At 39.1% G+C, this 13,704-nt stretch carries 13 protein-coding genes; 3 read left to right on the forward strand and 10 right to left on the reverse strand.

The features are described from left to right. From DI060_RS07020 to DI060_RS07055, 8 genes are read right to left on the reverse strand one after another with little or no spacing between them, the layout of a single operon-like run. Entirely contained in the window at positions 1-1,236 is a 1,236-nt protein-coding gene (locus DI060_RS07020) for an adenylate/guanylate cyclase domain-containing protein (protein ID WP_108975121.1), read from the reverse strand. 5 nt (positions 1,237-1,241) lie between these two features. Next, entirely contained in the window at positions 1,242-2,057 is an 816-nt protein-coding gene (locus DI060_RS07025) for an NADH-quinone oxidoreductase subunit B family protein (RefSeq protein WP_108975123.1), read from the reverse strand. Beyond that, entirely contained in the window at positions 2,054-3,481 is a 1,428-nt protein-coding gene (locus tag DI060_RS07030) for a hydrogenase large subunit (protein WP_108975125.1), read from the reverse strand. The genes DI060_RS07025 and DI060_RS07030 overlap by 4 nt, the downstream gene beginning before the upstream one ends. Then, positions 3,482-4,690 carry a formate hydrogenase gene (locus tag DI060_RS07035; RefSeq protein WP_108975127.1) on the reverse strand — a complete coding sequence of 403 codons (1,209 nt, stop codon included), beginning with the start codon at positions 4,688-4,690 and terminating at the stop codon, positions 3,482-3,484. It lies immediately after the preceding gene. Further along, a complete protein-coding gene (locus DI060_RS07040) occupies positions 4,687-5,298 on the reverse strand; it encodes a formate hydrogenase (protein WP_108975129.1) in 612 nt (203 codons plus the stop codon). The genes DI060_RS07035 and DI060_RS07040 overlap by 4 nt, the downstream gene beginning before the upstream one ends. Before the next feature lie 5 nt (positions 5,299-5,303). Further along, a complete protein-coding gene (locus tag DI060_RS07045; RefSeq protein WP_108975712.1) occupies positions 5,304-6,182 on the reverse strand; it encodes a respiratory chain complex I subunit 1 family protein in 879 nt (292 codons plus the stop codon). A gap of 5 nt (positions 6,183-6,187) precedes the next feature. Beyond that, positions 6,188-7,918: a proton-conducting transporter transmembrane domain-containing protein gene (locus tag DI060_RS07050; RefSeq protein ID WP_108975131.1), complete on the reverse strand. Its 1,731-nt coding sequence runs from the start codon at positions 7,916-7,918 to the stop codon at positions 6,188-6,190. A 36-nt stretch (positions 7,919-7,954) separates the two neighbouring features. Beyond that, positions 7,955-8,239 carry a hypothetical protein gene (locus tag DI060_RS07055; protein ID WP_135355010.1) on the reverse strand — a complete coding sequence of 95 codons (285 nt, stop codon included), beginning with the start codon at positions 8,237-8,239 and terminating at the stop codon, positions 7,955-7,957. Between the two features lie 85 nt (positions 8,240-8,324). Between DI060_RS07055 and DI060_RS07060 the strand changes: the two genes are divergently transcribed. The 3 genes from DI060_RS07060 to DI060_RS07070 are packed head-to-tail and all read left to right on the forward strand — an operon-like array spanning position 8,325 to position 12,388. Continuing rightward, positions 8,325-8,999, forward strand: a complete 675-nt coding sequence (locus DI060_RS07060) for an ABC transporter ATP-binding protein (protein ID WP_108975135.1) — start codon at positions 8,325-8,327, stop codon at positions 8,997-8,999. Then, positions 8,996-11,446: an FtsX-like permease family protein gene (locus DI060_RS07065; protein ID WP_108975137.1), complete on the forward strand. Its 2,451-nt coding sequence runs from the start codon at positions 8,996-8,998 to the stop codon at positions 11,444-11,446. Before DI060_RS07060 ends, DI060_RS07065 begins: the two co-directional genes overlap by 4 nt. Positions 11,447-11,491: 45 nt before the next feature. After that, a complete protein-coding gene (locus tag DI060_RS07070) occupies positions 11,492-12,388 on the forward strand; it encodes a hypothetical protein (RefSeq protein ID WP_108975139.1) in 897 nt (298 codons plus the stop codon). Here DI060_RS07070 and DI060_RS07075 read toward each other — a convergent pair. Together DI060_RS07075 and pyrE are read right to left on the reverse strand one after the other, a co-directional pair. Next, positions 12,385-13,137: a hypothetical protein gene (locus tag DI060_RS07075; protein WP_108975141.1), complete on the reverse strand. Its 753-nt coding sequence runs from the start codon at positions 13,135-13,137 to the stop codon at positions 12,385-12,387. The two genes, DI060_RS07070 and DI060_RS07075, sit on opposite strands and share 4 nt — an antisense overlap. Then, on the reverse strand, positions 13,134-13,691 hold the full coding sequence (gene pyrE / locus DI060_RS07080; RefSeq protein ID WP_108975714.1) for an orotate phosphoribosyltransferase: 558 nt from the start codon (positions 13,689-13,691) through the stop codon (positions 13,134-13,136). Before pyrE ends, DI060_RS07075 begins: the two co-directional genes overlap by 4 nt. Positions 13,692-13,704: the final 13 nt, after the last annotated feature.

Here is a 13,704-nt window from a genome sequence, read left to right on the forward strand (position 1 = left end):
CTAGGTTACAGGTTGTACGCTTATTACTTTATGAAGGCCTTCTTTGCCTTTGATCTTCACAGGTTCAAGCTCAGTATAGGTATACTTTTTTAAGTATGATTCTGGCAATTTTTGGTACAACTCCTCCGAGATATAGACATGCATTGGTTTTGCCATCGATTCCAATCTGCTGGCCATGTTTACGGTATCTCCAACAGCCGTGTAGGACAATTTTTGAAAGGAGCCAACATTGCCAACAATCGCGTTACCCGAAGCGAGGCCGATTCCTAACTCTGGCGTGAACCCATAGATTTCTTTCCATTTGGGCTGCCAAAGCTGAAATACCTGCAACATTTCTATTGCACAGTCAAGAGCATTTAAGCGATGTTCTTCTTGGTAAATGGGCGCACCAAAGAGGCACATGATAGAGTCACCTATGTACTTATCTATCATCCCCCCATATCCAAGAATGACTTCTGTCATTGCGGTAAAGTATTCATTTAAAAAAGAAATGACCTGGTCTGGTTGCTGTTTTTCGGAAAGGGATGTATAACCACGAATATCAGAAAAAATGACCGAAATTTCTTGTGTATGCCCTTTTTGGTCCAAAGAAAAGGTATTGTTCATGATACTTTCTACAACCACAGGGTCTACATACATACCAAAGACGTTTTGCATTTTCTTTTTTTCAAAATCTAATTTTAATTTTTCTTCGTATTCCTTTTCCAGATCCTTTTTAAATTTTTTTACCAGAGTATTTAAATCTTGGATTTCGGATTGGTTCATTCCATACATTTCTTGAAATCGTTTGAGTGAATCGTCCATCTGAATGGAAATCACTTTCTTTCTATAAATCTCTCGGAACAAATTTCGAAATCTATGTTCCATGAGTGATCGTTTCAATCTTCGTTTAGAAAAAAATTCACTGATCCCCATCTGAAAGGATAAGATGGGGATAGATTTATCATGTGATTGAGAAAAAATGACTATGGGAACTTCTAATGGAGTGGCGTTATCTGTTATTTCGCTTAACACTGATTCTTCGGTATCAGTTTTTTCAGGAAAAGATATTTCCGAAATCAGAAGATCATAGTTTCCTTTTTTAAGCTCTTCCATTCCATTTTCAAAGAGAGAGCGCCATACAATTTCGATATAATCTCCAAACCAAGACTTAAGAAGCTCAGCAAGAGTCTCATATGATTTTTTGTTTGGCTCAACAAATAGGATACGAACGATTTCTTCTTTTTCTAGTTCCACAGACCTTATTTTCCCGATTGCAGAAATTTGTGAAGCGCCTCTTGGAAAGAAAATGAAAATCTTCCCATCAAATGACGAAAGGCCAAAAGGATCACATCTGGTCTGGGAGGGTCCCCAGCGATGAAGAGGTCAGGCTCTTTGGGAAGTTTGCCTTGGGGGAAAAGGCCGCCACTCACTGCTTCCGTTCCACAAGCAACCAATGCTTTCGGTGGGGCGATAACAGCAAAGGCCGTTTCCAAAGGCTGTTCCATTGCTTGGGAAACAGGACCTGAGAAGACAATGGCATCCGCATGTTTGGGGCTTGCTACACAACGAACCCCTTCTCGTTCCGAATCGAACACAGAATTGAAGGAAGCATTCAATTCACATTCGACAGTGTTGTTGCCCGCAGCAGCCACCTCTCTGTACAAAAATCCAGAGCGCTCTGTCAACTTTGTAAATTCTAAGTGGTTGCTATGGTCTTCCCCACTTACTTTGAGGAGCATCTTTCCGTTTTCATAGGCAACAATTAGATCATCACGGTGTTTTGAGAAAACGTGCACAAAACCAGAATCCTTAAGTCGCTCTTCAGGGCAGAATAATGAGCAGCTACCGCATTGCAGGCAAGCACCATAATCAAATACAAGACGTTCATTTGAGACCTTTTGAATGGCAGCTGTCGGACAATGATCAACGCAAACTTGGCAACTACCGCAAGATGACTCAAATGTACCTTTCGGTGTAGGGATACCACGGTTTTTGGGATGTATGGGTGAAACTTTTTTCCAATCCATGACTTGGCTTGGCCGAAAGAAATTAATCAATTCTAAAATTTGTCTCATAAATCAAAACCCACATAACTTAAATTAAATGATTTATTGTTCAAAGGAAAATCTCCAATCAATTCCCCTCGCACGGCAAGTTCTAAGGCATGCCAATTTAATACGGATGGGTCTCTCACATAAATATCCGTAATCTTTCCGTTCGCATCGACCTCTATACAGGTTAAGATAATCCCTCTCCAGCCTTCTACCGCCTCAAAATACAATCCTTGCTTTAACTTGATTTCTAGCAAGGTAGCACCTATTTGCTCTTTTGACCAAAGAGAATTCCAGTCTAATTTCTCAATCTGAGCTTCCATCCAAAGGAGTGATTGTTTGATTTCTTGATACCTTAAATAAAATCTTGCCCAAGCATCTCCTCCGAAATTGATATGATCATCCTGTACGGAAAGAGGAGTCCAATCTGGGAATTCAAGCTGCTGTGTTCTTAAATCAATAGGAACACCGGCCGACCTTGCACAAGGTCCAACAAATCCGTGTTTAATGACAGAGTCTCTTGAAATATTTGCACAGCCTTGCAATCGTTCTTTAATGGTCGAATCAGAAAGGGCACGTAAGATCTGTGGTTCAATATTTTTATAGAATACTTTTTTTAATGCATAGAAGGCATTCTTCGCATCTTCCGGAGAAATCCTTTGGTTGGTCCGACATCCACCTGGACGTATCCCCCCTTTCCCAAACCGATTTCCAATCCAAGTCTCCATGAGACCTAAGGCAGCCCCACGGTCTGTTACGCAAACTCCATACAATGGATAATAACCTATATCTTCTGCTAATCCCCCTAAGTCCCCGATATGAATGGCGACTCTTTCTAATTCCAAGAGAAGTGAGCGAAAGATTCTCACATTTGATGGAATTTGAATGCCCAATCCATTTTCCATCATGGATGAAAATGCGAGAGCGTAAGCAACAGAACTATCTCCAGAAATTGTCTCAGAAAGGGCTAAAATCCTTTCTGGTTTTGACTGTAACATCTGCTTTATGATTCCACGATGTTGGAAACCAAGGCGTATACTTAAATGCCGTATGCTCTCTCCCTCTACAACAAACCGAAAGTGACCAGGTTCAATGATACCGGCATGAATTGGACCAACAGCATGCGAGTATTGCTCATCACTGGTTGGAACTTTTAGTCCATGGTAGAATAAATCTCGTAAATTTCCCGACTTTTGGTGCAAACTCAAAACTTTGCTTCGGTTCTCTGTTAGGTAATCTTCTTCTTTTAAATGAGAATAGTCCTCCTCAGACATATCTTTGCCAAGGGAGTGTCTCAAAAGCCAAATCGGATAGGAATCATCTAACAAAAAGTCGATGGGACTTTTTTTACCTTCTGGCTCTTGGACAACAATCCGATTTTCGTTCAATACGAATTGAATGTATTTGCCTGAAAGATTTGATTTATATAAGCCAGTAACATTTGCCATCTACATCTCCCCTTCCACAAGCCCAAACATTCCGTAAGACCCTAGAGCCAAGGCCGACAAAAAACAAAGGACTAAAAAAAACATTCGTATGCTCAATATTCTGCTTTGGTCTTTTTCAAATGGCCTATGTTCCAATCGGATAATGGGAAGAACCTTATTGAGAGCGATAAAGAAAAAAACCAAACCAAGGAATGGAAATAAAAAGAGCCATATCTGATTTCTAATGAGTCCAGTTTTGATCATTTCCATGTCAAGGATGAAGACAGGTGAAAGAGGAAACACAAAAGCCAAAATCAGTGCAAAGAAATAACCATAAAAAGAGTATTGGTTAATTCCCTTCGCAGAAAGAATCTGCTCAATCAATCGATGTCCTGAATCCATTCTTAAAATCCCCATAGAGACAAAAATGATCAATTTTATAAGAAGAGTGGTTGCAAGTAGAAAATAAAAGATGGTATCGTTAACATCTAACCATAGAAATACGGCCAGCATACCTGTATGAAAGAGAGCAACCTTTGCCGCAATCCTCCGAATGTCATCTCTTCTTTGCAAAACCCATGTTGCGTATAGAATGGTAAGGACTCCTAAAAACAAAATTCCATTTGCGGAATTCACTAAAGAAGAATTCACTTCTTTCTCTAATTGTATCAGCGGACGTAGAGCAAGTGCGACTGAAACCGGAACAAAGGATGCAATGAGTGATGAGGTTTGGCTCGGACTCTCGCCATAGGTATCACCAACCCAAAAATGATTTGGTACGAGTCCTAATTTTGCACTATATCCATAAATAGTTAACAACAGAGAAGTTTTGATCAAAATTCCATGTTGTCCTTCAAGACCTAAGCGTAAGGAAGTAAAATCCAAAGACTCCAAAGGCCTTGAAGCAAAGAGTAGGATAATAATTCCTAAAAAAGCAATGCCTAAACCATAGGAATTGATTAATAGATACTTCCACCCTACCTGGAAAGAACGTTCCGTACCACTCGATGAAATTAATAAAGATCCAAAAAGAGTCGATGCTTCAATCAAAATCCATTTTAGGACAATATTGTCAGTTTGCCAGGAGGTAAAAAGTGCAAGAAAAAAACAGATCTTTAAAAGTGACCAAAGCCAAATCCTTGTTTGGCCTTTTGTAGCAGCAAAGATAAACAAACAAAAGATAACTAAAAAGGAAAATATGCCACTTGCATAAAATATCTCTTTCATCAATGTTTTCCTCCTTTAGCATGAAGGTGAGGAGATAGTTGCAATATCCCTCCTGATACAATAACAAGCACTGCATCCAAAAAGGAGCCAAATTCTAAACCAAATGGCAATCCTTCATCTAAGACTAGAGTGAGTACAAAAATTCCATTTTCAAAAACACAAAAACCAGCAATCAGGGCCAACCAGTTCTTTCGAACAATAAAACACAATACTCCTACATAAATCATAAGGATTACGTAAATGAGTCCTATCTTATGAACTGGAATCGATAGTTCGATGACACCTTCCGTAAGTTTGACAGCAAGAACTAAGCCAACCACAAGAAACAATAAAGTGGCTAGGTAGCCAAATCTTGGCGTTGTACTTTCCCTCATTTGGGATTTTTTTGCGGTCCAATTCAGAATATATGGAGTTAAAATTCCCTTAAAGGTGACCACCAAACTGATCAATCCTAAAGAGTGCGGAATGTCCTCATGATGAGTTTGTAATACAGGGAAAATTAACAAAAATCCTTGCAAACTCAAAAAAAGAGTGATGCGGTGCAGACGATTCTCAACAAGAACAACCACTCCAGTTAAAAAAAGCAAAAGGTAAATAAAATCGTATAACATATAGTTTATGATAGCTTAACAAGCGTTCCTAATATCAATATTGCAAGAAATGACAAACCCATAAATTCAGGCACCCAGGACCATTTCCTTCTAACACTATTCGCTTCCCAATACCCGAGTAGTATTGCCAGAAGGATCACACCAGGCAGGACTGCCAATTCTCTGTAGAGATTTCCAAACTCGCCTATCGGAAACAATTTTGAATGTTCTACAGCTAGTTTGATCAAAAATGCTAACAATGCAGAAAGTTTTAACTGAGATGCGAGCTCTAAGTATCCCATCGTCCGTCCAGATGCCTCAAGTAGCATAGCCTCATGAACCATCGTAAGCTCAAGGTGTGTCCTTGGGTCGTCAAAGGGAGGTTTGGCTAACTCTGCTAAAATTGCAATAAACGAGAGAGCTAAAAAGAGAATTCCAATAAAAGCACCCGCAGGGGTCATGGAGATTTCAATATGGGATTGTGCAGCAAGGATCATCAAAATAATGGTAGGTTCAGCCATTACCGAAAGTAAAATTTCTCTCCCAGAGCCCAATCCACCAAACGATGTACCTCCTTCCATGGCAAAGCTAACAATGGCAAATCGGTAAAGTGCGAGAAAAAAGGGAATCATCACAAAGGGTGCCCATTCGAAAATCACAATAGACCAGAGTATAAGTCCAGAGTATACCGCTACCATAGGAGATATTTCAGCGAAAACGGAAGAAGCAGGATTATCAATTGGTTCCTTTTGTAAAAATTTTTTAATCTCGTAGAACAACTGAACTATTTTTGGTCCCTTTCTTCCTTGTGCCCTCGCTCGAACTTTTCGAACGATTCCGCCCAATATAAATGGCAATATGATAAAACAAAGGATTTGGTAGAATAAAATTATCTCGCTGCTGATCTGTATCATAAATGGCTCCATTCTATCGCAATGGATATTGCTAAGATGATAATGAGAAAAGCAGATGAGATCGCCAAATACTTGCTTACTTCCTCATCATGGTTCTTCTTTTTTTCTACAAGAAATTGACCTATATTTAAGATGTAAGAAAAAATCGAAAAGATACTTTGGTCGATGATGGAAAGTCCCTTTGGTGTCAAAAAATATCTACCCAATGAATTTCGGAGCGGTTCTGTAAATACCGTGGAAGGTACAGAAAGTTCAGGTCCTATGTATTGGTTGCCACAATCCCAATATTGTCTTTTGGTAATGCGATGAGACCAACGAAACCAGACTAAACTCAAAATGAAAGCAACCGTAATACAAGAAACAATACTCAATTGCGAAAGCCAAATTGCCAAACTAGGGTCCAAATGTTTTTGAAGGAAAGGTATTTTGAGAAAGAATGGCAAACACAAAGGGATCCCAATGATCATGATTCCTAAACTTCCCAGTGACAGAAAAACCCAAAACCTACGTGTATCATTCCATTCAGTCAGGGAAAAATCCGTTCGAGGGAAGGATAGAAAGAGACTTAAGAATAGTCGAATATGAGTAAACCCTCCCAAAACGATTCCAAAGAAAATAAAAATCATTGCAGGCAGAAGAAAAACGGAACGCCCAAGAGGCATATCTAAGATCTTTGCATTCAAAAATAAATAGGTAGCCTCCGAAATAAAACCTAGTGTTCCTGGCAAGACCGCATAACTAAAAGTCCCAAGCCCCATCCATAGAGGATTGATGCCGATCAACCTCCCAATTCCTTTCATTTCGTCCGTAGAACTAGAGTTTCTTAGCCTTGCCACCATTCCGATTGAGAACAATTGAAACGTCTTTGAAAAGGAATGATGCAATAAACTCAAATAAAATAAAATGAGAAAGGAATGACTTAAAAATCGTAAGTCAGGTTCAGAGCTTGATTGAAACATCCCAGAAATTGCCAAACAAAGCCATAAAAAGTTTATAGATTCAATTGAGCTATAGGCAAGGGCTTTTTTGGGATCCTTATGAAAGTAAGAGGTAATACCCCCGAAAAACACACCCAAGGCGGCCAAAGGAAACAGGATACTATACAAGAATGGATCTTGGAGATTGGGAAGGACATACCTACAAAAGAGCAGAAGCGGAAAAATTTCCAGTGCCCCAGCAAACGAACCTAAGGCGTGAGATGGCCCACCTTCATTTACTTTTGGCAACCAAATGTGAAAGCCAGAAAATCCAGATTTCACGAGAAGTCCAATCGTTAAAAAGTAATACCCACGTGGATCTTCTTCCGGTAAAAAAACCCATGCAGAGAGAAAGAGGACTGCAATGCCAGATGCAAATAAAAGTGAACCTAAACTTTCAATTTGTTTCTTCCCGAACTCTGTTCCAGAGTATATGATGATCGTGGAAAAGGACGCAATCTCAAGTGATACAGGAAGGAGGACAGATTTTCCTGCAAGATAACAGATGCCCAAGGCGGACCAAAATATCACATAGCCAAAAGTTATACGATTGGAATGTACCATTTCATACGATTGCACCAAGGCAAAGGCTGAAAATCCGATGTATGCTTGTAAGACCAGACCAAGGGCCAAAGGGAAATCTTCCGACCAAGGGCCAGGGCTCATGTATAAGAACATACACAAAGGAAGGACTGCTGCCATCCCAACTAAAAAAGCGCTGAATGCAAAGCGCATCTGTTTATCCGTCATAATACCTCTTCAAAAAAATAAAGACTGTGAGAAATCTTAAATGAAGGGCGGTGCACGATTTCTGATCCAATCATCAGAATCAGTAGATTTAAACGAACGAATCAAATGAGAGACCAGACTAATGTCTTGGTGGCAGGGCCTTGGAATTTCGCAAACCAAGGAGAGGATGCCCAAGAGTTTTCCTTCGAGAACGTCTGACATTTCCTCTGAGGATTCTGAAATGCGCGACTCTTCCCAAAGTGAGTCATAACTGAGGGTAAAGCTCACCTTACCTGTTAAAAAAAAGGGAATCAAAAGGCAAAGCAGTACTCGGACAAACACGGTAGATCCTTCTGGTAGCTTATGCAAAAAAACCAAAAATGGAAAGCACTTTTATGACAGACGAGTACAAATCAAAGGAAAGTGGATGGATTCGATCAAAATAAAAAATCTCTGTAAGGCGTACGATCAATTCGGAAGCGAAAACCTTGTCCTGAAAGATATCACACTATCTCTACCAGAAAAGAAACTCATTACCTTGATGGGTCCTTCGGGATGCGGGAAGTCGACATTTCTCAATATACTCTCTGGGCTAGACCAAGCCAAATCAGGTGAAGTCCTAGTTTTTGGAGAGAATATCCTAGAGTTTTCGGAAACTCAACTAACTCTGTACAGGCGAAATACGATTGGAATTGTATTTCAATTTTTTCATTTACTTCCCTACCTCACTGCACTTGAAAACGTATCCGTTCCATTGCTATTACAAGGCAAAAAACAAAAGACTGCCCATGCAATCTCCGCAGAGATTCTAAAACGCGTTGGCTTAGGAAATAAATTACATTCCAAACCGAGAGAACTTTCAGGAGGAGAGCAGCAAAGGGTTTCCATCTCTCGTGCCATAGTACACAATCCAAAATTAATTTTGGCAGATGAGCCTACTGGAAATCTCGATACCAATTCCACGCACGAGGTTATGGAACTACTTTCCAATTTGGTTAGAGACCATTCGATGACACTCTTGGTAGTGACTCACAATCCTGAAATTGGCCAAAGAGGTGATATCAATTTGAAGATGTTGGATGGAGTGATACACTCCTCATGAAAGTTATCTGGTATTATTATCTCTGGAAATACCATGCAGATAACAAACAGAAGATGCTCCTTTCATTGGTGAGCATTGCTTTGGGAATTTCACTCTTCTTTACAACTCAAGTGAATTCCTGGAGAGCCGAAGAATCCTTCATCGATTCACAGATCGCCTACTCTGGTGAAAATTTTGTGGGTCAAATGGAACATTTCATCCCGTCTGATGACTTTGATCTGAAAGATCTAGCAAAGATTTTGCCGAATGGTTATGAAATCGATCCGATTCTGCAGGAGTCTATTTACTTTAGAGGTGACGAAGACCAACTAAAATCAATCCCGATCTTAGGGAAGGATATCTTTGCGTATACCATCTTTCCTGAGAACCAAAAACAATCCGATTTTGAAATTCCGATCCTGATGAGTGAAGAAGCATTTGCCCAATTATTTGCGAAGGGAGATGCTATCAACATTCAAATCTGTCAACAAAAAATCGACCTTACCAAAAACAAAGTTTCTACTACCAAACAATCTGGCGCCTTTCTCCTCACTGATATCACAACCATACAGAAAATATGTGGCAAAACCCAACAATATTCAAAAATTGTTATCTACTCTATTGTTCCAAACCAAGAGAACGCTGGCTTTTCTGAACTTTTTTTCGAAAAGATAAAGAAACACTCAATCACATGGGAAACTAGAGAGGGAATAAGAGAAAAAACGGGAAAAGCACTTGGCTCTCTCAAAATCAATTTATTAGTAGTCTCACTTGTCTCCGTTCTCATTTCGTTCTTTATGATCACAAATGCTTTCTCTTCTTTATTCTATGCGAGAAAGAAAGAATTTGGTATCCTTTTGAGTTTAGGCAATAGCCGTTTCTCAAATTTTGTATTGTTTGCTGTACAAGCCTTTGTATTAGGTCTAGTTGGCTCTATCTTAGGAGTGTTATTGGGCACATATCTCATTGATTTTCCTATTCTATCTTCCTCCAATACCATTACTGATGAACAACAAATTCGTTCTTACCATAATGTACCTGATTGGATTTATCTTTCTAGTTTAGCAATTGGATCCTTAGGAGCCTTAGCTGCTGCTCTTTCTTCATCATGGAAATCCTACCAAATCCAAGCAATTGAGTTGGTGCGAGAAAGATCAGAAGATAAAGAAACACATTCAAAGGTTTTTCTCTATTCATTCTGGGTGGCCATTTTATTTGTGCTCATTGGCATCACCGTTGGTCTCTTTCCAAAACCACAATCCATCATATATGGACTCTTAGGTGTTGGATTCATCATCATAGGGACAGTTCTTCTTCTGCCAATGTGCATCCAAAAAGCCTTCTCCTTTTTATTTGCCATCTTTCCTTCATTAGCTGGAAAGGCTTTACTCAGGATCTCATGGGAAGAGATCAGAAGAGAGCCACTTCACAATTCCATAACTGTATCTACGATCTTTTTATCGATTGCACTTGTGTTCACTTTGCAAACATTAACGGATAGTTATGAAAGTTCTCTTTTGCGGTGGGTGGAAGAAGAAAATCCTTTTGACTATTCATTGATTGACGAAGAGAAACTAGCAACAGGCGAACCTGGAATTCCAATTTCTTTGTATGATGAATGGAAAAATAAGTATCCAGAATGGAAATTAGAACCATTCATTATACAGCCAAAATTCCCCGTTGAAAAAAATTATTACACCTTACATGCATATCCTTTTTCATCTAAAGAAAATGAAATTATGGTATCGAATAACTTTTGCTATTTAGAAAAAAAATGTGACGGCGATTTTTTAACATTTCATACCGAAAAAAGAGGAATGACTAGTTTTCGAATCAAAGCTGTGAAAGAGCATTTCTTTTCTGAAAGGGGAACAATTATGATGAGCTCCGACCATTATGACCTCTATTTCAAAATTAAATACTTAAATTCATTGCGAATTCAATTGCCCACTGGGGCAAATCGATCAAGTGCAGAAAAAGAGCTCCAAAACCAAGTCAAAAAGCATAAAAGTTTAAAACTATTAAACCAAAATGAGTTGAAAAATCTTTATGTAATAGGAATGAGGCAGGTATTCAAAAGCCTAGATCTCTTGAAGTTATCCTCGATTTTTTTAACAATGCTTTCTTTGTTAAATGCTCTTTTGTACCAGATCAAGGAAAAGGGGAAGTTACTCGCAAGTTTACGTGCAATCGGCATGGACAAATTTCAGCTCTTTCAATTTGTTTTCTTCCAAAGCGCATTTTTAACAGGCTTTGGTTTCCTAATTGGTGTCTTGAACAGTGCCCTAGTTGCTCCAGTCGTGGTCTTTGGGATCAATAAAAATGCATTTGGCTGGAGTCTAGATTTTCGTTACCCGATTTCTTGGTTAGGGATCGGCTTCTTTCTTGTACCAGTCTTAGCTACATTTGTCTCCTTACTGGCATTCGCTTCACAAAAAAACTCTAAGCTTTCCCAGGACCTAAAATAGGAATAAATACTTTACAATCTGCTAATTTGTCCTTCAATTTTGTCCATGGCTGGAACAATCAAAGTTGCCTTGGAATTGGTCGATTCCATTCGAAAACAAAATATCGAAACCAAGGACAAAATCCCTGGTTCAGACACTTTTTTACGAGTTTGGGCTGCTCAGTTTAGTAGAACGGAAGATGAGATTCGAAAGATTCTCTACAATCTTAGAGAGAGCCATTATATCTTCATTATCAATACGGTAGCTCCGGATCCCAATTTATTTGTCTACGGCGAAGAAGTGTACATGATTGCCGAGCATGAAATTTTGACCGAGCTAAAACGAGACGCTGATACTAGTTTAGAAAGAATTTATGAATCTAGTAATTACAAACGAAAATCTTCCTTTCAGATTTCCAGAGAGCTATTCCCAAGAATTAAAGAATACAACAACACTCCTTTAGGTAGAGCGATCAACCTTGTTGTTATGTTAGAAGAGTATTTAAGGATACTCTCATCCACTAGTTACGAGTATACGGAACAGTGGCGAAAACAAAAACTCCAAGAGCTGTATGCAAGCGAAAGCACGACGGAAGAAATATCCTCTGCTTTCTCACAGGCAACAGAAACCAAAAGAGCTGTTGACATCATGAAGGAATCTGGCAAGGAAAAGCAAGATCCTAGTTGGTCAAAGGCGACTCAGAGTTTCACTGTTGAATTCCTATTAAGGGTACATTTTAGAAAATATGAATTTGATATTATAAAAAAATTGATCCAAACAGGGAAAATTTCCCAAGAAAAAGAATTAAAATTTATCCGTGATACTCTTAACCTTATGGAAACTCGCACAAACGAAGACCGTATATTGAAGCGTTATATGGAAGAAATGATTGAGCTTAGACGTTATTGCCAAGCCAAGCTCAACATCATGAGACAAGGGTCACAGCCAAAGCAGGCTAGTTAAGATTCGAAAAAACCTGCTTTGTTTAAATTGATATACACCTGAAAGAGAAATAATACCAAACTGATAAATAACATTCTCCTTTTAAAGGAGAACTTTACATTCAAATAATTTGGTTTTTCTGGAAGGTAGAGAAAAAAGATAATCACGTTTACGTTGAAAAACAAATAAAAGGATTCTAAGTTTAAAAAAGGAAACTTCTCAGAGAGTCCAGGAAATTTCAAAACAACTAGAAAAAATATTGAAGGACTCATAAAAAGAGCATTTTTCCAAGTGAATAGTTTTTCATCTTCATTGTCATAGACGATCTCAAGTTTGGTTTCTTTTCTCAATTCTTCAGTAAAAGCATCTATTTCTTGTAAGTTGACAATGGGGAATATACGTTCTTTTGTCTCAATGATGATCCGTTCATACCCTCGAAATTTATCTCTTGTTATCTTTTCAATATCTTTGTTACGAATTGCCGCACAACTTCCGTAGGCATCAAACTGTTTAATCGTGCCACCCTGCAACTCTACCATCCCTTTTGTAAGTATTTCTAATTGTTTTGTGAAATTCTTTCTTAAAAACCATACCAGAACAGCAAATAATGGTAGAAAGATCAAAAGGAATTTTGGTCTCTCTTCTGCGGGAATTTGAAGGGTATTAAAGCCCAAGAACAAAACAAACATCGAGAGAACAATCAACGTTCTCTGTAATAATTTTTTGCGGAACAAATCCGTGTTATAAAGAAAGAGTTTTTTTTCTGTCATCGAAAATCCTCTTTCCGAAAGAGGGCTTCCATATGAATCCCTTCCTTTTCCAATGCTTCCCGTCCACCCTCTTGTCTGTCTAAAATACAAACACCTTTTGTCACCTCGATCCCAACCTCTCGCAATGCTCTTACGGCCTTGATCGTAGAGCCACCAGTTGTAATCACATCATCTAACACCAAACATTGTTTTACTTCCTTGTGGAACCCTTCGACTTGTTGCCCCGTGCCGTGGTCTTTTGCTTCTTTTCGTATGATCAACGGGTATTTTTGGATTCCACGCGCTTGGTAAGCGAGTGCGAGTCCGTAAGTGAGCGGATCTGCGCCCAAGGTCAGGCCTCCAATGGCGCCAAAAGTACCCGGGAACTTGGGGATTACCTCCTCGATGAGCACTTCACACAGGAGATGGAGGCGTTCTGGGTGGAGGGTGATTTCTTTGCAATTGAAGTAGTGTTGGGATTCCTTTCCGCTTGCTAGCCGAAAGGGTTTTTCGGAAAAGCGGTAGGCATAGGATTTCATCCATTCAAACACCTGGTTTTTCTTATCTAGGGACATAATCACAGTCTTC

The sequence above is a fragment of the Leptospira ryugenii genome (assembly GCF_003114855.1).
Lineage (GTDB): Bacteria > Spirochaetota > Leptospiria > Leptospirales > Leptospiraceae > Leptospira_A > Leptospira_A ryugenii.

Coding starts and splice junctions, on each gene's coding strand:
- DI060_RS07025 (WP_108975123.1), bottom strand. CDS start 2,057: ATGAGACAAATTTTAGAATTGATTAATTTCTTTCGGCCAAGCCAAGTC.
- DI060_RS07030 (WP_108975125.1), bottom strand. CDS start 3,481: ATGGCAAATGTTACTGGCTTATATAAATCAAATCTTTCAGGCAAATAC.
- DI060_RS07040 (WP_108975129.1), bottom strand. CDS start 5,298: ATGTTATACGATTTTATTTACCTTTTGCTTTTTTTAACTGGAGTGGTT.
- DI060_RS07050 (WP_108975131.1), bottom strand. CDS start 7,918: ATGACGGATAAACAGATGCGCTTTGCATTCAGCGCTTTTTTAGTTGGG.
- DI060_RS07060 (WP_108975135.1), top strand. CDS start 8,325: ATGGATTCGATCAAAATAAAAAATCTCTGTAAGGCGTACGATCAATTC.
- DI060_RS07065 (WP_108975137.1), top strand. CDS start 8,996: ATGAAAGTTATCTGGTATTATTATCTCTGGAAATACCATGCAGATAAC.
- DI060_RS07070 (WP_108975139.1), top strand. CDS start 11,492: ATGGCTGGAACAATCAAAGTTGCCTTGGAATTGGTCGATTCCATTCGA.
- DI060_RS07075 (WP_108975141.1), bottom strand. CDS start 13,137: ATGACAGAAAAAAAACTCTTTCTTTATAACACGGATTTGTTCCGCAAA.
- pyrE (WP_108975714.1), bottom strand. CDS start 13,691: ATGTCCCTAGATAAGAAAAACCAGGTGTTTGAATGGATGAAATCCTAT.